Genomic DNA, 18809 nt, shown 5'->3' with positions numbered 1-18809 from the left:
TTAGGCATTCGCTTGTTTTTTCTTCAAGAACAAGGCGGTTGCAAGCAATACCACCGTGCATAAGAAATAGAACCAGGTCAATTTGGACGTCAGATGCAGTCCGTAAAAATCAAGTGCTGATTCGTATTGCATCGGTCCCATATACCACAATAGCAGGTAAATAACCTCAAACACTTTCTTGGTGCCGCTGATTACGCCAGACAGTAAGGCGAGCGTTGGCACAAAGCACATTCCCACCACCCAGGAGAGCAGAAAGTCCCAATCGCCAGCCATGATCGTATTCAGCGTGACGCCGATTCCTAGGGCAAAGGTGGCTAACAATCCGGCGATCCAGATGGAGAGGGTTTGGAGCAAAGGTGGTCCGCTGGATGTAACCAGCGCTGTCATGCGGTAGCGCTTTTCGCGAGTGGCCATTTGTGACCATAGCGCGATGGGCCAAACCAGCAATAATCCCATCCAATCCTTCAGTTCGTTGTATGGCAGAAACAGGCTTCCTGCAATCAACAGCAAGGTAACAATGTACCACCAGCGCGGGAAATCTTTTGACATGAGCGTAAGTTCCACACGGATGTGAGGAATCAAGCCGTACCGCTTTTCTCCTTGCAATGGGCTCAGCGTCATGGTTCCCGGAGTGAGCTCCTGTTGTAGCAAGGGTTTGACCGCCGAGTTCCCCGGTTTGCTCTCAGCAGGGGCGTGGCGATTCAGCAATGAGTTGCGGCGAAAGATCAGAAGGGCTACCGCGAACAGCCCAATCGCCCAGATGAACCAAGTCAGGCGGGATTGGATGATGTCGGGAGTCCAAGTGATCCCGTCCCAGACAAAAGTTTGCAACTTCCCGATTTCGTTGTATCCGAAGCCGAAACTTTCGTCAGCCAGCGGAACGTGTTGTTTGGCATCGGCGATGATGGCAGAGAATATGAATTGCACTCCCATCACATCGGCCCAAGTATATTTTTCCAGACTGAACGCGCCGAGAGCGGCCCAAAGGAAGAAGTAAATAAAATTGCCCAATGCTCCCTTCAATCCAGGAATGACGTCAAAGAGGATCGTCAAGGCGGCCAGCACTGCGAAAGAAGGGACGATCACGAACAGAAACGGCGCGAAATAATCCCACACATTGATGATGATGCTCTCCCGCCGCACCAGTTGCATTACCATGAATGCGAAGATGAGTGCCAAGTGCATCATCAGCAGGAGCAGCCAATTGCTAAGCGCTTTGGTGAACAGATACTGTCCATTTCGATAGGGAGAAGGGACAATCAATGTGCCGATGTTCAATTGCCGGTCTGTGGAAATGTTGCTTCTCAGCAGATAAAAGCCAAACAGCCACAACAGTGTGGCAGAAGCCACAGTGGCCATCGCGCTCAACCAAGCGGAATTGTAAATCCCGCGCACGCCGCCGGTGTGTAGTATCGTATACCCGGCATCGCTGGTCGGCACTAGCGCGTATCCCATGAAGATGATCAGCGCGAGGGTGATCATAAATGGGTAACTGCGGATTTGCCGCAACATTTCAGTGCGAATAATGGTGAAAGTGTTCATGGCTTTCCCCCTTTCTTTAGTTCATGGTGTAATAGAGGTAAACGTCTTCAAGCGAGGCCGGGACATTTTCGGCGTCCGGGGCCGGCGGCTCATCGGAAACCACGCGAACCAAAAGTCCGTCGCTGCGATGGACAGCATGGCTGACGATGAAGTTTTTCTGGAGTGAATCAAGCTCTTCTGCCGGGATGACGCACTCCCACACCTTGTAGGCCAGCATTTCCAAGAGCGTTTCCGGTTTGGCGTTGGCGATCAGCGATCCCTGACGGATCAGGATGATCTGGTTAGCGATCGTTTCCACATCGGAGACGATATGGGTTGACAAAATGATGATGCGGTCTTTTCCGATCTGGGAAAGCAAGTTTCGGAACCGGATTCTCTCCGTTGGGTCCAGCCCTACAGTGGGTTCGTCTACAATCAGCAATTGGGGGTCGTTCAACAACGCCTGTGCAATGCCGACACGTTGCTTCATCCCGCCCGAATAGCCGCCGATCATGCGCTTGGCATCATTGGTCAGGTTTAACAGCTCCAACAACTCATCGATGCGTTTGCGCGCTTGCTTCATGGGCAACCCTTTGATGGCGGCCATATATTCTAAAAACTCAATGGCGTTTAAATTGGGATAAACGCCGAAGTCCTGTGGCAAGTAACCGAGCTCAGACCGCAGAGCCAACGGATGCTTGACGATGTCGACTCCGTTCCAAGTGACAGTGCCTTCAGTAGGTTGGTCAATGGTGGCCAAAATCTTCATCATGGTTGACTTGCCGGCACCATTGGGACCTAAAAATCCCCAGACCCCTTTGTCCAGCTCCAGGTTCAATTGATGTAGGGCCCGTTTTTTGCCGTAATGTTTACTCACATCTTTGATGGTCAAATTCATGTATCATTCGCCTTTCAAGTAAGTGATTGGTTATAGCATAAGAAATGAAAGTAAAAAGAAAGTAAAATCAAAGCAAAAGGTTGACAAAATAAAAACAAGCAGGTAAAACCCTGCTTGGCTGAGTGAGTTAAGCGCTGGCCAAATGGCGAGGTAGGGAAATGGTTACGGTGGTTCCTTTATTTAATTGACTGTGGACGTCAATCGTTCCTTTGTGTACAGAAATCAGCTGTTTGACGATGGACATGCCTAAACCGGTCCCTTCTGCCGGCGCGTCGGTGGGAGTGCCTCGGTAATATTTGACGAAGAGGTTATCCACTGTTTCTTTGTCCATGCCTTTGCCATTATCTTGGATCACGATCTGCACTTGGCTGCTTACACGGATCGACACTTGAATGGTTGTTCCCGGCGGATTGTGGATGATGGCGTTCATCATCAAATTTTGCAGGGCTCGTTTAAAAAGCTTTTCGTCGATTTCCGTTTCTGCGCGTTCGTGATAGGTATAAAATTCAATCTGGTCATCTTTGGCTCTGGGGTCGTTGGCCGCATCGGCGACTACCCGACGCACAAACTCGATGATGTCCACCTTTTTCAAATTCAGAGGAATTTTGTTTTCATCCAGTTGCAAGGACAGATTGAGATCTTGGATCAATTCTTGCAAATGGATTGATTTGGCGTGGATTTCTTTCAAAAACTGCTCTTTTTCCTCTTCCGTCCATTGGTAATGTGGTGACAGTAACATGGTTGTATAACCGTTGATGTAGGTGAGTGGCGTTTTTAAATCATGGGAGATGCCAGCGATCCATTCTTTTTTTAACTCATCTAATTGTTGTTTTTTTAATTCATTTTCTTGCAAGGTGTTTGTCAGCGTCCACACATTGAGCAACACATCCTGATAGAGTTGGTAAGGCTTTTTCATTTGATGGTTATGGGGTTGATAACTGCGCTGAATTTTGTCAGGAACTGAGTAGTCTCCTTCAGCCAATTGACGGATCCAACTGATCAGGTGGCGGAGAGGCCGTCCCAGGTACCAACCGTAACTGATCGCAAACACCACAAACACGATGATGCCGAACAGCGGCGCTTGATTGAAGTTCTTATTGGATTCCGGGACGATTTCTTCGATGAACATCATGGACAATCCCAACAGGAACAACATTAAGAGCAAACTTAAGACGAAGTGCAGTGCGATGCGAAAGCTCATTTTCATGGACGTTCACCTTCCTTAGGGGGAACGAATTTATATCCGATACCCCGTAAGTTCACGATGAATTGGGGATTTTTGGGGTCGGGTTCGATTTTTTTACGCAGTTTGGAAACGTGGACGGCCACCGTTTTTTCGTCTCCCATCAACACGGAGTCCCATACTTGCTCATACAACTGGCTGGTTGTGAAAATCTGATTGGGATGTTCGCACAGAAAGATCATCAGGTCATATTCTTTTGCTGTGCAACGGACTTCTTTGCCATTAACAAACAATTGGCCCGTCTCTTTATTTACTGAAAAAGAACCGAAATCCCATTTGGTCGGTTTGGCTTGCATCGATTTTTTGAGGATGCTGCTTCGACGCAGATGGGCGTTGATGCGGGCGACCACTTCCAAGGGATTAAAGGGTTTGGTGATGTAGTCGTCGCCGCCGATCCCCAAGCCGGTCAACTTATCAAAATCGCTGGAGCGCGCCGACAGAAACAGAATCGGTGCTTCGGTCACATTGCGTAATTTGCGGCACAATTCAAAGCCATCGGAATCAGGTAGCATCACATCCAGCACAATGATGTCAAAGGGAGTCGTCTCCACAGCTTGTAAGGCTTCTTTGCTAGACGTAGCTTTCACGATGGAGTGAAACCCTTCTTTCAGCAAGATTTTTTCCAACATATTAAGAATGCCAACTTCATCATCTATTAAAAGAATTTTTTCTGTGCGCATTCATTCACCCTCACTTTGCATATCATTCTCCACCGTTCATTATAATTGTTTGGCAAACCTATGTCTTAAGTCTATGATAAAATTAGACAAATCGGCTACAGGTTACAAAGGCGGGTGGGTGAGAAAATGGCTATGCGAAGGGGGGCTTGAGGAAAATGCGCTGTATTAGGAAGGATAAACATGCATGTTGGCTTAATCACACAAAAGAAAGACAATTGAAAAAGCATAAAAGGTAAATGAAATGATAACAAAATCGCCATAACATGGTCTGGGGATTGATCCTTGTGAGGTAACGTGAGACGATAAAAATATAGCAGACTTACTCAAACAAAGGAGAACACCATGACAGAGCAACAACTGTTAGAAAAATACGCTGGGATTGTGCAATTTCAAGTTAGCTTATTCAACGATAAAGGTGAAGAGATACTGGAGCGTTTAGTGCCATTGATAGATATTCCTTTTGACAAACAAGCCTATATCGAGGCTAAAGGCAGAGAGAAAACTTCCATCTATCTCAAGCGAAGTCAAACTGACGCCCGATGTTTGGTTTTGGTTGAATTCATGACATATACTCACACGATCATCGTCCGATGCAAAGAAGAAGTGGGAGAAGCGGTTAGAGAACTGCTAGGTCGGGAAGAGAATAAAAAGATCGAAAACACGTTGATCAAGCATAGCAAGATGAATACGATGGTGCGCCGGTACGGACTAAATATCGATATCGTCGATGAGTTTGATCTGTGGAACACCGTGTTTAAAGACCGCAGGTTCTGGTGGGAGTATGTTCATTTTGAAACATATGAGTCAGATGATGATGACGATAGCATTTATCCTGAGTTGGTCGATCCCATTCGCTTTCCTGTCACTGACGATGCGGGATTGATGGTATAGATCGGAGACTGCATTGACATGTCCACACTCCAACTGTTTCACCCTTCATTAGCCACTTCTTTTGAATTGGGATGGGATGACTTGTCTAGATGGCATCCGCATGTGCTCAGATGGGAAGAGTTTGAAAAGCTGTACCTCTTTCTCACCCTGCGTCATCCCGAGCAGTTTGTTGTTCCGTTTTTGCTGATGCTTCGATTCGCGGTGGTGACACGACATGAGGATGCCAAGGCGATCGCCCGAAAAGTGAAGGCAGCATGGCGTTCATTGGGGCTGTTTTCTGAGGAGGAAATCGAACAATTCGATCGGATGGTTTGGTTCAAACCGCATTTTGAATGGACGCAAGATCCGGTTCATGGATGGTATCACGCATGCGATTCGCCTTTTGATGTGTATTCGATGCGGCATGTGTGCACTGATGAGTTTCCATTTCAAGCGTTGGCGGAGGTAATGCAAGCCATTGACCGGCAGATGGACGAGGCGTCCTGGAAAGAAGCAATGGCGAAATGGGATGCGTTGGTGGAGACATATTCAATAGACGATGATGAAAATTGGTTGGAACGGCGGCAAGGGGAATGCTGAGAGAGAATGCCGTACTGGATAGTTGTCTAAATCCGTTCTTGCTTTGAAGTTGAGGCACAGCGCGGATGCCTGAGTGCTCCGAAAAAATGAGCTCACAGCGAAGGCGTCGACCTGCCACTGGCTATGTGTGTGACATCGGTTGACGCCTTTTCTCTTACGAGCAATTGATACCACAGAATTGGTATAGACAATTCTACCAATATAAGATACATTATAAATATATAGAATATTCTATTAATATCGGATGAGGAGGTTGAGATGATGCGTGCTTGGAAAAAAATTGCGTTGCGGATGGCTCTGTTGGTTTTGGGATGTGGGTTGAGCGTGGCGGCGTTTGCCGAAGGTGCTTTTGCCCATGGTTATATCCAGTCTCCCGCCAGCCGTACGTATCTGTGCCAACAAAAGCAAAACACGGATTGCGGTCAAATTCAGTGGGAACCGCAAAGCGTGGAGGGGATAGGGTCATTTCCGCAATCGGGTCCGCCTGACGGACAGATTACAGGGGGCGGCCGTTATCCGGAGTTGTACGCGCAAACGTCAACTCGTTGGGCCAAAGTTACTCTGCGAGGGGGCAGCAATTCGTTTACTTGGTATCTGACCGCGCCGCATAGCACCAGAGAGTGGAAGTATTACATCACCAAGAAGGGATGGAATCCGGACAAGCCGATTGCTCGGTCCGATCTGGAATTGTTTTGTTATGTCTATGACGGGGGAAAACGACCGCCAAACACCGTAACCCACCAATGCAACGTACCGACCGATCGCACCGGGTACCATGTGATTTTGGGTGTTTGGGAAATTGCCGACACCGGCAATGCGTTTTATCAGGCTGTCGATGTAAACCTGGTTAACAGCAAGGTTACCCATGCTTCATGGTTGTTGGAGAGATCGCGAATAGTCAATGCCCTGTCTCAGTAAAAAATGTTCCACGGGGATTACTGATCCAAACTCACAGGGTTTTAGCCCATGCCATCCTAACCCAACGGGTGGCATGGGCCGTTTTTTAATTGGGGATTTTTTTGTCGAGGTTTGAAAAAAGGCGTCATAACACAATTTCGCAAATGATAAATATTATTATGCGGGAAAGGGGGGGAATGGAGAAACGAACATTTAGCAATGAATTGTAAGGGGAGTGTGAATGTGATGAAAAAGAAATGGAAATCCATGATTCTGGCGATCGTGTTTGTGTTGGCTGTTACCTTGGGGACCGTGTCAGTTAGTCCTGCTGAAGCCAGAACGGTGGTTCCGCTGGAATATGATTTGAGCCATGTCCAATATCAGATTGTGGATACCGATGGAAAGACGTACAATTACAAAACCAGAGCGGCATATGAAATTGCCGAAAAGAAGTTCAAACAAAAATGGGCCGTTCAGCAAGAGGGGATCAGAGCACAAGCTTCTGACTATGCGACCGAATCATTCCAACATTCCGGCTTCCGTGGTTGGAAATACACGACACCCGTAGGATATTATACAAACTTCAACAACAGCTCTTACAATGATGAAGTTTCATCACTCAAAACAGCTAGAAAAAGTTCAGGAACCCGGGTTTGTTTTCACAAAAATGGAGGCGAACCTTGCAAAACGTTTGGACCTGGACTGGATATTAGATACGTTGGCGATGGCTGGAATGACGAAATTTCTTATATTCAAGTATACCGTTAAGCTATTTCCCGCCCTTTGGGTGGGTTTTTTGTTTATGGGGGGTGTATTTCGTCAGTTTGATTTGCTTTACAGGTGTGCTTGAGGCTTGGGGTAGGTAGAACGTTGCATTTCGCAATGGCGGGGTATAGAGGTGGAAAGTGATAAGGCGTTGGGGGCTTGGATTATACATGGAGTGGACTTGTCCATAATCGCAATAAAGGAACTCCCCTGCTTGTTTTCGTTCCTCACGCTCGGGGGCGGTATCCGACGGGGTGGCGTAGATTCGGTTCACCACTGAGCCGGAGACAACATACAAGCAACAGATCGAATCGCCGTGATCATGGATCGGCGTTTCTGTGTATCCAGGCAAATGGATAACGATCGCTTCTACAGATTTGGAACGGTAGATGACGTTTCGGCCGTAGGGAAGAGGGGGAGCGGGTGTGGGAATGTGCGCGCTTATGCGCTCCAATGTGCATCCGGCCTGTTCAATCGCCTGTTTTAATGCGGTAAAATCAAGGTTCGGGCGGTTGCGCAGGGACATGGCGATGCATTCGATCATATTCATGCAATCTCCTCCTGTGTGATTAAAGAATGTCGTTCATCATGAGTAACTTACTCGAGATTCAAAAGGGAAAATGATCGGTGGGCTTTCTAGTATAGTGATGGTATCATTCCGTAGCCCGGGGACGTGTGAGAACGCGGGTTTGGGGACAGTGCTGTGGGTATGGAGGTGTGTGACGATGCTTGGACTGTTAGTTATATTATACCATTTGGCAATAAAATAGATCTTCTTTATGTAGCAAGAGGCTAGCCATTTGTTGGCTGTGATGGCGGTCGGCATGCGTTTTTCTTGAAAGAATTGATTGTTGATTAACGAAATTACCCTTTTGTTAACCAATAGAGAGAGGTTTTTCAAGTATTCATGTTGATTGATATAAAATGGTTGATAGCGAAGTCGGAAGCTAGTCTGAGCTAGGTGCGCCAATCTTTTTCCTGTCCCCTCCAGCATGAAGTGAAGAGGTAATTTTCATAAAAATTTATCATTTACATAATTATTCATTAATATTTACAATATTTCGGGTGTTCGTTAGCCGTTTTTTGTATAATTGTATTTAAGTTGGTAAATTAATCGGGTCTTTTTAGCGTTAACATGGTATAATACATGATGATGTATTACTGAATGAAACAAATGTCTTTTGGGGGAGGACGAAACGGGATGGCAGAACAACATTTGAAGAAAGATATCGGCTTTATGGTGGCGTTGTCGATCGTGATAGGGACGGTGATCGGATCAGGCGTCTTCATGAAGCCGGGCGTTGTGCTTGGCCAAACCAGCGATTCCACGATGGGGTTGTTGGCTTGGCTGATCGGGGGAGTGATTACCCTGGCAGGAGGATTGACCATTGCAGAGATTGGGGCGCAAATCCCCAAGACCGGTGGTTTGAATGTCTATCTGGAAGAGACATACGGCGAACGTTGGGGGTTTTTGTGTGGATGGATGCAAACTGTCATTTACGGACCCGCTGTTATTGGTGCCTTGGGGCTATACCTAGGTAGCCTTATTGTTCACCTGTTTGGTATGGATCATGCCTGGTCGACCTTGATTGGTGTTGCGTTTGTGATCTTTTTGGCGTTGGTGAACATGATCGGTACCAAATACGGTGGTCAGGTGCAATTGGTGTCAACGATTGCTAAATTGTTGCCTATCGTTTTGATCATTGTATTTGGATTGTGGAAAGGGGAAGCCACCATTTTCGGCGTTGCCGGGTCTTCCTCGATGGAGATCAGTTTTGGAGCTGCGGTTGTTGCTACCTTGTTCGCTTATGACGGGTGGATCATGGTCGCGTCGGTGGCCGGTGAAATGAAAAATCCCGCCAAGATGTTGCCGCGGGCGATTATTTTTGGGATATCAGCGGTGACGCTGGTTTATCTGTTGGTCAACCTTGCGATGTTGCACATTCTGCCAGCAGGGGAAATCGTGAAGCTTGGGGAAAATGCGGCAAGCACCGCCGCTACGTTGCTGTTTGGAGACGTGGGTGGGAAGTTGATTCAAATCGGTATTATTATTTCTATTTTTGGCTGTCTCAACGGCAAGATTCTCACATTCCCCCGCATCCCGTTTTCTATGGCAGAACGGGGCCAATTGCCTGGTTCCCGTTATTTGAAACAAGTCCACTCTACGTGGAAAACACCCGTAATGTCCATTTTGTCCCAAGTAGTCTTGGCCATCGCCATGATGCTGTTGGCTGATCCGAACCAATTGTCGGACATTGCTGTGTTTGCGACGTTCCTGTTTTATTTGATGGCTTTTGTTGCTGTATTTATTCTGCGCAAGCGCAAAGGGAACGCTGAGCTTCCTTACCGCGTGCCCTTGTATCCGTTTGTGCCGATTGTGGCCATCGTCGGCGCGTTGTTTGTGATTGTCAGTGCGCTGACGAATGACGTGGTGGGCAGTTTGTCCGTTGTAGGGATTACCCTTGTTGGATTGCCGATTTATTGGCTTATTCGCCGTTTTCGGGCGGTGAAGAGCGGGCAGGCTGCTTGAGGAAGACAGATAAAGGGAAGGGATTGTCCAATAAACGGACAATCCCTTTTTTTGTATGTTGAAGTTAGTGCCTCTTTTGCTGTTTAATTAATTTGTCAATTCCTTTATTCTTAACAAAAGACCAAAGTTTGGTTGTAAATTTATCAATTTTTTGCAACAAACTCTTTACTTTATTAGTGTAAATGAATAAAATCGAATATATTCAATCGTCGGCATAATTATACTCTTAATAAAAATGGGGGAAATCATGAGGAAAAAGAGTTTGTTCATCGCGTCAGTTGTTTCTTTGTCTCTGTCGTTATTGACCGCATGTAGTATACCGTGGCTGGAATCAAACGAAGCCGTCCCGGAAAACAAGATTTTGCGTATCATGGAGAGCAATCAAATCTCCAACTTGGACAGTGCCAGGTATGTAGACATCGTTTCATGGAACATTTTGTATAATGTGAATGAAGGATTGATGCGGTTAGGGCCAAACAACCGGCTCGTCAATGGCATGGCAGAATCAGTAGAAGTGAGTCCCGATAAAAAAACCTACACTTTCAAATTACGCGATGACGCGGAGTGGAGTGATGAAGAGCCAGTCACTGCCCATGATTTCGAATATGCATGGAAACGGGCGCTCGATCCCCGGATTAAATCGGAATACGCGTATATCCTATATCCGATTATGGGCGCGGAAGAGTATAACAAGGGAAGAGGTTCCGCGGATCAAGTCAAAGTGAAAGCGATTGATGACCATACGTTGGAAGTACGCTTAAAGCAACCAGAGCATGAATTTCTGAGCTTGACCACGCAATCCACCTACTTTCCGCAACGAAAAGACATTGTAGAAAAATTTGGAGAGGATTACGCCAAATCTCCCGACAAGATGGTTTATAACGGGCCGTTCATCATCGACTCAGTCACACCTACCCAAGTACGGCTGTTGAAAAACAAGCGGTATTGGGACAAAGACACGGTTCAGCTGGGACAAGTCGATGTGCAGGTGCAAGCGGATACATCAAAGCGCATCAATTTTTATAATTCCGGAAAAGCGGACATCACCAAAATTGATTCCGAATTTGTCTACGCATTCAAACAAACGACAGATTACACCAGTTTGGAATTGGCCTCTTCACAATATCTGTTGATGAACCAAAGCAAACCGTTTTTTAAAAATCCTAATATTCGGCGTGCGATCAACTTGGCTATCGATCGCAATGAGATTGTAGACCAAGTGTTGAAAGACGGATCAAAACCAGCGGGAGCGCTAATCCCGCCAGCGCTGTCAGTAGAGGGACAATCATTCCGCCAACGGGCTGGTGGTGAAGTCGTTGCCCACAATCCGAGCTTGGCGCAGACGTACTTTAACAAAGGATTGCGGGAACTGGGGTTAACCCGGCCTCCGAAGTCGATTGTGATGCTCAGTTTCAACGACCAACGAAGTTATGTGGCGTTATCAATCAAAGAGCAACTCAAGACAAAATTAGGGCTGGAGATCAAATTGAACACTCTCCCGCGCAAAAGCAAAGTGGATCACGAGTTGAAAGGTGAATTTGATATGACCATGTCCAGCTGGTTTGCCGACTACAGTGATCCCATTGGTTTCTTGGAAATATGGACCGCCAATTCCGGGTTGAATTACATGAAATTTAACAACGAAGCTTATGATCGGTTGATCAAACAAGCCAAAGCGTCAGCATCGCACAATCAGAAAACCTCCTTGATGATTCAGGCAGAGAAACTATTGGTTGGAACAGGTGAGGGCCAACAGGCGGCGCTTGTCCCCTTGTATTATGAGACCAATTCATTTTTGCAAAAGCCATATGTGAAAGGTTTACATCGTCATCCGTATGGAGCTGAATATGACCTTAAATGGGCTTCGGTTGACGGGAAACAGTGAAGCGGGCAGAAGTGTGGTTACTCAAAGAAGTAGCCGCACTTTTTTTTGATGTGATCGGTGGCGATGAGAGTGATTCGTGTGTGTAAACAGAAAAGATTTTTCCGCTGTTTCTATCCACCCACTTGATTTGATTGGCCTACCCTAATATTTTTGAAAAGAGGGAATGTTCCATGCAGAATTTGAAGCATTGCCCACACCAGCATCACGATTGGACAGGAGGCGGAAGTAGTGAGGAAATTATTTACAAATTTAACTTTTCAAGTACTAAGCGCAATCACCATCGGGATCATCCTTGGCGCAATCGCACCAAACACGGCCAATTACCTGAAACCGCTCAGTGATATCTTTATTAACATGGTTAAGATGGTGATTGCGCCGATTATCTTTTTTACGATTGTGCTCGGCATTGCCAAAATGGGCGACATGAAAAAAGTGGGAAGGGTTGGAGGAAAAGCGCTACTCTACTTTGAAATCGTGACCACGTTTGCGTTGATTATCGGCCTGGTGGTCGCCAATGTGGTCGAGCCGGGTGAGGGAGTGCCCCTAAACAGCACACAATACAACAAACAAGTGGATGGATATGTTCATGAGGGCGAGAAAATGGATATGGTGGATTTCTTGATCCATATCGTCCCCTCCAATGTGGTAGATTCGTTCGCAAAAGGGGATATTCTTCAGGTCGTCTTTTTCGCTGTCCTGTTCGGCTTCGCTTTGGCGTCCCTCGGGCAGGCAAACCAGCTGGTGATTGAAGTGTTCGAGCGGATCAGTCAAGCTTTTTTCAAACTCGTCAATATGGTGATGCGGGTGGCGCCGCTGGGGGCGCTTGGAGCAATCTCATACACGATTGGGCATTATGGCTTATCTTCTCTTATCCCGTTGGGGAAATTGATGTTGGCCGTCTATCTGACCATGATTTTCTTTGTGTTTGTCATCCTTAATCTGATTTGTAAGATATATGGATTCAGTTTATGGAAATATTTGAAATTCATCAAAGAGGAAATATTGATCGTTTTGGGCACTTCTTCATCGGAATCCGTCTTGCCGCGGATGATGCATAAAATGGAAGCGTATGGGTGTTCCAGATCAGTGGTTGGGTTGGTCCTTCCCACCGGCTATTCGTTTAACTTGGACGGGACTTCGATTTATTTGACCATGGCTGTAGTCTTTTTGGCGCAGGTGAGCGGGGTGGACTTGAGTCTAACGCAAGAATTGACAGTCATCGCCATTCTCATGTTGACGTCCAAGGGGGCAGCCACAGTGACCGGTGGAGGCTTCATTGTGTTGGCATCCACATTGGGGGCGATGCAGGTCATACCGATGGAGGGATTGGCGTTGTTGCTGGGCGTGGATCGTTTCATGTCTGAAGCACGTGCGCTTGTCAATATGATCGGAAATGGGATCGCCACCATCGTTGTGGCCAAAAGCGAACAAGAATTTGATGAGGCCAAACAGCTAGCGGCGGAGCAGAAAGTTGTTGCATCTTAGGATGCACGCAGCTTCCGGCGGACACGGGCGATTTGCCGCTTGCTTATGAAAGAAATTTCAATTAAAATGGAAAGTGCGACAATACTGATCAACGACAAGGAGGTGAGGGTTCATGAGCTACGCATGGCAGAATTGGCTGGGTTGGTTGGTGGTGGAAATTGCTGCCATTACCCATGGTTTGGCTGAAAACGGGATACGTGTGCCCTTTTTTAGCCAAATACCAGCAATTCAAGCGTAGCATCAGAACCCCACTATTCTCAGCATAGATGTGAGAAAGCCATCAGCGGGTGTGTATGCTGATGGCTTTTTTGCGTCCAAAAAGGAGTGTTTGTCGATGATCGTATGCGCATGTCATCAATTGAAAAAAATGTTGGGTGCCAAATGGGTACTAAAACAAATAGATGGCGAAATACATGAACGCGCTCGCATTGGCTTGGTTGGTGCCAACGGGAGCGGGAAGACCACCCTATTGAAATGTTTGGCAGGGATTGAGCGGCCAGATGAAGGAGAAGTCTTCATCCGCAAGCAAGCGAAAGTAGGCTATCTGGCACAATTGCCAGAGACGGATGAGAAGACCACGGTGGAGGACGTGTTGCGGCAACCGTTTGCCAAACTGACTGCCATGGAGCGTAAAATGAATGAATTATCGTTGCAAATGGGTGAAACGGACTCTCCCCAAAAACTAGAACGCTTGCTCAGCCAATGGGATGCGTTGCGCGAACGCTTTGAACAAGAAGGCGGGTACCAGATCGACTCGCTAATTATCCAGGTAGCTACTGGATTGGGTGTGCCCAAAGAGATGTGGAATCTGCCATTTCACAAGTTGAGCGGTGGAGAAAAGACAAAAGTTGGTTTGGCTACATTGTTACTGTCCCGGCCGGGCTGCTTGTTGCTTGATGAGCCGACCAATCATTTGGATTTGCCGTCGGTGGAATGGTTGGAAAACTATCTTGAAAAATATCAAGGCGCCGTGTTGGTCGTCTCTCATGACCGCTACTTTCTTGATCGGGTGACCAATGAGACATGGGATTTGGAAGATGGAGAGATTCAAATATATCCCGGTAACTACTCCCGGTTTACCAAACTGAAGGAAGAACGCCTGCTGGCTGAATTCAAACAGTATCAAGAGCAGGAGAAGAAAATCAAAAAAATGAAAGAAACCATTAAACGTCTGAAAGAATGGGCCAACCGCGCTAATCCTCCCAATGCAGGCATGCATCGGCGCGCCAAAAGCATGGAAAAAGCGCTGGAGCGAATGGAGAAGGTGAAAAAGCCTGTTTTGGAGCGGAGGAAAATGCGTTTGCAATTTGATGTTGCCAAGCGGAGCGGCAAAGATGTGATCGTTGCCGAAAATCTTGGCAAGTTGTATGGTGACCGCTTGCTGTTCGCGGAGTGCAAGATGTTGGTACGTTTCGGGGAAAGATGTGCCATTGTCGGCGCAAATGGAACAGGCAAATCCACGTTGTTGCGCATTATCTTGGGACGGGAGCAAGCGGACGATGGCTGGGTGCGGTTGGGTGACAGCGTGAAAGTGGGCTATCTTTCCCAAGCGGGCTATGAAGGCGATCCCGAGCAAACGGTGATCAACGCCTTCAGAGAGGAAGTCGCGGTGACAGAAGGAGAAGCTCGCCATTTGTTAGCCCGGTTCCTTTTTTATGGCCACTCTGTCTTCCGCAAAGTGGGTAACTTGAGCGGTGGGGAGCGGATGCGGTTGCGGTTGGCACAGTTGATGCATCAGGATATCAATTTGTTGGTTATGGATGAGCCGACGAATCACTTGGACATCGACTCGCGGGAAGTTCTTGAAGAAGCATTGGCGGAATTCCCCGGCACCATCCTCGCCGTTTCCCATGACCGTTATTTCTTAAATCGCTTGTTCGGCACCATTTATTGGTTGGAAAATCAGCAACTTCACCGCTACGATGGTGATTATGATTGGGCCAAAGGCAAACGCTTGGAGGGCGGTCGATCACAGGTATGACTTCAGCACAAAGGAGCCTTTTGATGAAAAAAGGCTCCTTTTTATGTTTGGCTGAGTTGGGGCAGTTCACACCGATTCCTGCTTCGGGTATCTTTAAAAGAGAACGCGGGGAACAAAAGAGGGGGAATAGGAAATGGATACGATTCGCAACATTTATTGCGTGGGCCGCAATTACCGTCTGCATGCGGCGGAGCTTGGCAATGCAGTGCCCTCGTCGCTGATGGTTTTCTCCAAGCCGACCCATGCGTTAGCGTTTGCCGATGGGCGCTCCATCAGACTGCCTGTGGGTCAAGGGCGGGTGCACTATGAAGCGGAGTTGGTCATCCGAATCGGCAAACCGTATCAAAAAGGGCTATCAGTTGATGAATTGATTGACGCTTTTGCGCTCGGTATCGATTTTACGTTGCGTGATTTACAAGAAGATTTAAAACGGAAAGGTCATCCGTGGCTTCAGGCCAAAGGATTTCCCAACTCAGCCCTGGTCACCAAGTTTTACCCCTTCCCGGGTGTAGAGACCTGTGCTGACAAGGATTTTGCCCTTGCCAAAAATGGGGTTGAGGTGCAACGTGGCAACATTCAGGACATGGTGTTCGATTTGCAGACGATCGTCGATTTTTGCGGAAATCATTTGGGACTGGGAGCAGGGGATATCATTTATACTGGCACGCCGGCTGGTGTCGGTGAGGTGCATGCGGGTGACAGGTTGCAGTTGCTGTGGGGAGACGACGTGCTCGGGGAGTGTGTAATTGCCGGCACGGATCAGTAAATCACCAGCGGTCATGCTTGGTGCGGTTTGATAAATTTGTAAGTTTCAGAGAGAAAAGCTCACTTGTAGCTTTACGTATATGTATAGAGTAACTACATATGTTGCTAAAACAGGCGTAGGTCATGATTATATTGTGATCACAGGCCCATCTCCGGAATGCTGCTCTTGAAGGACTATAAATAAGCAGTACATAGCCGTATTCCAATCGGGATACGGCTTTTAAGTTGCAAAATGTCGCGAAGTCCCGCTTGGTGAATCCTCTCCATTTACCATCATGATCGTGGGTTGATAACATGCTTTTTATCGGCAAGGAGTAAGGCCCACAAATTGAAACCATTCCCAAAATGCTTTCCGTTCCGCGGTACTGACTGGAAAGTTGGTTCCTTTGGGATTGCGCAGGATGGACAGATTGGCGAATTCAGGATCTTGCGACAAATGCTTGCGCAAAACGGGTTGGTTTAGCATATAGTCAAACCGGACATAACACTTCACTCCGCCGAATCGATTATATTCATGAATGGTGAAGGGATCGCTCATCACCCTTCCAATCACGTAAATTCCTGCGTTGGGTTGCGTTTTCCAGAAATAGATTTCATCTCCTTGTTTGATTCGTTGACGATGCTGATTGACGCTCCAAGTATCGGGTTCGCTGGGGAGGAAGTCCCGCTGCTTGAGATGTTGCATCAAATCAAAACCAAGCTTGGGATTGTATTGAAAGATCCATGCCGTAAGGTTCTGTTCCACCATCTTGAATGGTCCCTCCAAGAACTGCGTTTCCTTTTATGATAAGCCAGCGGAAACCCACTTGCGAGAAACATTTCCCGGGGAATGGACAACACGACACATAAAGTGTGGTAGAATGGGGTCAGTTCTTTAAATACATACCAATGGGAGTGTGTTTCATTATGCCAATAGGCCAACCTGATTATGTCAACCAACTGTTGATCCCCTTGGGAGCAGACTTGTTGCTGTTCATCCTCAAAGGGGTGGTTGTTTTGCTGTTGGCGGGCTTTTTTATGAAAAAGTATGTTGCCCCTTTGTTCAAAAAAGAGACCAAAGTGGTTGAAGAACCGAGTGCGCCGGTGGTAACATCAGAACAACAATCATAGGTGAAAACAAGCGGCCCTCCTGTATGGTGGGCCGCTTTACACTTTGTTGTTGGCAAGCGGCGGTTCATTTACCTTTTCACGAATTTGACAGCATCAGCGATGACATAACCGGTGCCTGTCGTCCATCGCGACACGGCAATCCGGTTGGCATCGCCCGCCGCAAAGTTAAAGGTTCCCAGATGGTTCCAGACACCTCCGCTGGATTGTTGGGAAACGTGGACGGTCTGGCTACCGCTGGTGGTGTTGATCACATAAGGTGTCCGGTCATTGTAGATGGAGCCTGACGGCCACCAAGCATATACATCATAGCTTCCAGAGGTGGGGAGGTTTACTTTGTACCAAGCTGCATCACTGATCGTTTCAGGCTTGGCGTACCGGTAATCCGCTCCGTATTTTTGGGCATTGGTCGTGCCTATCGCCCAATTGGCGCTGGCAGTGAAGCGGTTTGAAGTGGCGTTATCAGTGACTAACTCGGCACCGCCGCCTGACTGATTGACTAAGCTCATGTAATAGTTCCAATCCCAATTGGGACCAGGGTCGGTGTGGGTGGCGCCTGGAACTTGGTTGTGGCCGATAATGTGACTGCGGTCTTTGGGAATCCCGTACCTGTCGCACAACCAGCGGGTCAGCTTGGCAGAGGCGCGGTACATAGCGTCAGTATACCAGGCTGGATCATTAACATACCCTTCATGCTCGATCCCCACGGAGTGGACATTGTAATTCCAGTTGCCCGCATGCCAAGCGATGTCTTTGTTCTGCACCATTTGGGTCACTTGCCCATCATTGGAGCGGATGACATAATGCGCGCTCACTTGGGCAGAGGGATTTTGAAACCAACTGATCGTCCCATTATATGAGCCTTGCGTGGTGTGGATGATCACGTAGTTGATGGCATTACCGTCGGCTTCCCTGTTGGCGGCCGTATAGTTGGCACTGGATGCGGCCACCCAGCGTGCTTCAGGATAATCAGGGGTGGCTTGGCCGGACGGATCGCGAGGCTCACCGTATTCTCCGCGGTTGGGTGTGACCGGTGTGGGTTCTAATCGCACCTCTTGGCCGTTGATAACACGAGAGACACCGCGGTTGATCAGCGCATATACATCATCGGCATACCATGCTTTGGTTTGGTGGCTGGATAGTCCGCTGTATTCCGCTACAACAGTGTACCAATCGGCCAGCTCTTTCGGCACTTGCCCTTGGTTTTGTTCTTTGGCTATATGCTCTAACACGGCTGCCGCGCCGCGGATGTTAGCCTGGATGTCCCGGGTCAGCACTTGTTTATCTATGCCTAGCAATTGGCTGGCTTGTACCAATGAGTCATTGGTGGGGTTTTCGGCCAAATGCATAATGCCGTATCCGTTGAGCTGGCTGGGTTGGCCCTGATGATCCATCCACCTCGTCTCGGCATAGCCAATTGCTAACAACACTTCAACGGGCACCTCAAACTCTGAGGCGGCCATATCGAAAACATGGGACAAAGATGGCTGTTCCTCAGCTGCAACGGGCGGTGGAGCTGACAGGAAAGGCAGAGTGAGCAGACAGCAAATAGCTAACCAAGAGAGCAAACGCTTTCTCAAAT

At 47.7% G+C, this 18809-nt stretch carries 18 protein-coding genes; 11 read left to right on the top strand and 7 right to left on the bottom strand.

Translation table 11 applies throughout. The features are described 5' to 3' along the window. From EDC32_RS10790 to EDC32_RS10775, 4 genes are all read right to left on the bottom strand, one after another. Positions 1-1542, bottom strand: a complete 1542-nt coding sequence (locus EDC32_RS10790; protein ID WP_132222176.1) for a hypothetical protein — start codon at positions 1540-1542, stop codon at positions 1-3. 16 nt (positions 1543-1558) lie between these two features. Next, positions 1559-2419, bottom strand: coding sequence for an ABC transporter ATP-binding protein (locus EDC32_RS10785; RefSeq protein WP_102992759.1), 861 nt, complete (start codon positions 2417-2419; stop codon positions 1559-1561). A 127-nt stretch (positions 2420-2546) separates the two neighbouring features. Then, positions 2547-3626, bottom strand: coding sequence for a HAMP domain-containing sensor histidine kinase (locus tag EDC32_RS10780; RefSeq protein ID WP_132222174.1), 1080 nt, complete (start codon positions 3624-3626; stop codon positions 2547-2549). Next, positions 3623-4342 carry a response regulator transcription factor gene (locus EDC32_RS10775; protein WP_132222172.1) on the bottom strand — a complete coding sequence of 240 codons (720 nt, stop codon included), beginning with the start codon at positions 4340-4342 and terminating at the stop codon, positions 3623-3625. Before EDC32_RS10775 ends, EDC32_RS10780 begins: the two co-directional genes overlap by 4 nt. 342 nt (positions 4343-4684) lie before the next feature. Here EDC32_RS10775 and EDC32_RS10770 point away from each other — a divergent pair, with 342 nt between their 5' ends. From EDC32_RS10770 to EDC32_RS10755, 4 genes are all read left to right on the top strand, one after another. Then, on the top strand, positions 4685-5233 hold the full coding sequence (locus EDC32_RS10770) for a hypothetical protein (RefSeq protein WP_132222170.1): 549 nt from the start codon (positions 4685-4687) through the stop codon (positions 5231-5233). Between the two features lie 18 nt (positions 5234-5251). After that, positions 5252-5812 (top strand): hypothetical protein, encoded by a 561-nt coding sequence (locus tag EDC32_RS10765; protein WP_132222168.1) that lies wholly within the window; start codon positions 5252-5254, stop codon positions 5810-5812. Between the two features lie 291 nt (positions 5813-6103). Continuing rightward, complete coding sequence (locus tag EDC32_RS10760) at positions 6104-6730, top strand: lytic polysaccharide monooxygenase (RefSeq protein WP_246026952.1); 627 nt, start codon at positions 6104-6106, stop codon at positions 6728-6730. 225 nt (positions 6731-6955) lie between these two features. After that, positions 6956-7477, top strand: coding sequence for a hypothetical protein (locus EDC32_RS10755; RefSeq protein ID WP_022736319.1), 522 nt, complete (start codon positions 6956-6958; stop codon positions 7475-7477). A gap of 1 nt (position 7478) precedes the next feature. Here the strand turns inward: EDC32_RS10755 and EDC32_RS10750 are convergent, their stop codons facing one another. Beyond that, a complete protein-coding gene (locus EDC32_RS10750) occupies positions 7479-8024 on the bottom strand; it encodes a cysteine dioxygenase (protein WP_022736318.1) in 546 nt (181 codons plus the stop codon). A 651-nt stretch (positions 8025-8675) separates the two neighbouring features. Between EDC32_RS10750 and EDC32_RS10745 the strand changes: the two genes are divergently transcribed. The 6 genes from EDC32_RS10745 (at position 8676) to EDC32_RS10725 (ending at position 16121) form a co-directional block, all read left to right on the top strand. Further along, positions 8676-10004 (top strand): APC family permease, encoded by a 1329-nt coding sequence (locus EDC32_RS10745; protein ID WP_132222164.1) that lies wholly within the window; start codon positions 8676-8678, stop codon positions 10002-10004. Between the two features lie 247 nt (positions 10005-10251). Beyond that, a complete protein-coding gene (locus EDC32_RS10740) occupies positions 10252-11889 on the top strand; it encodes a peptide ABC transporter substrate-binding protein (RefSeq protein WP_158283339.1) in 1638 nt (545 codons plus the stop codon). 228 nt (positions 11890-12117) lie between these two features. Continuing rightward, a complete protein-coding gene (locus tag EDC32_RS10735) occupies positions 12118-13374 on the top strand; it encodes a dicarboxylate/amino acid:cation symporter (protein ID WP_132222160.1) in 1257 nt (418 codons plus the stop codon). A 112-nt stretch (positions 13375-13486) separates the two neighbouring features. Continuing rightward, the gene (locus EDC32_RS16770) at positions 13487-13612 is read left to right on the top strand and encodes an RAxF-45 family protein (protein ID WP_259435602.1); all 126 of its coding nucleotides are present in this window, start codon (positions 13487-13489) and stop codon (positions 13610-13612) included. 96 nt (positions 13613-13708) lie between these two features. Then, positions 13709-15355 carry a ribosomal protection-like ABC-F family protein gene (abc-f, locus tag EDC32_RS10730; RefSeq protein ID WP_132222158.1) on the top strand — a complete coding sequence of 549 codons (1647 nt, stop codon included), beginning with the start codon at positions 13709-13711 and terminating at the stop codon, positions 15353-15355. A 133-nt stretch (positions 15356-15488) separates the two neighbouring features. Further along, on the top strand, positions 15489-16121 hold the full coding sequence (locus EDC32_RS10725; protein ID WP_132222156.1) for a fumarylacetoacetate hydrolase family protein: 633 nt from the start codon (positions 15489-15491) through the stop codon (positions 16119-16121). 300 nt (positions 16122-16421) lie between these two features. On the opposite strand, the gene EDC32_RS10720 is transcribed toward EDC32_RS10725, so the two are convergent. Next, positions 16422-16868 carry an EVE domain-containing protein gene (locus EDC32_RS10720; protein ID WP_132222154.1) on the bottom strand — a complete coding sequence of 149 codons (447 nt, stop codon included), beginning with the start codon at positions 16866-16868 and terminating at the stop codon, positions 16422-16424. A gap of 158 nt (positions 16869-17026) precedes the next feature. Between EDC32_RS10720 and EDC32_RS10715 the strand changes: the two genes are divergently transcribed. Next, positions 17027-17230, top strand: a complete 204-nt coding sequence (locus tag EDC32_RS10715) for a hypothetical protein (protein WP_132222152.1) — start codon at positions 17027-17029, stop codon at positions 17228-17230. Positions 17231-17298: 68 nt separating this feature from the next. Here the strand turns inward: EDC32_RS10715 and EDC32_RS10710 are convergent, their stop codons facing one another. Then, the gene (locus EDC32_RS10710) at positions 17299-18807 is read right to left on the bottom strand and encodes a golvesin C-terminal-like domain-containing protein (RefSeq protein ID WP_211341923.1); all 1509 of its coding nucleotides are present in this window, start codon (positions 18805-18807) and stop codon (positions 17299-17301) included. Between the last annotated feature and the right edge of the window lie 2 nt (positions 18808-18809).

Source organism: Laceyella sacchari, from assembly GCF_004343255.1.
GTDB classification, from domain to species: Bacteria; Bacillota; Bacilli; order Thermoactinomycetales; family Thermoactinomycetaceae; genus Laceyella; species Laceyella sacchari.
The sequence above is the reverse complement of the archived record's forward strand: the minus strand, read 5'-3'. Positions and strand labels throughout refer to the sequence as shown.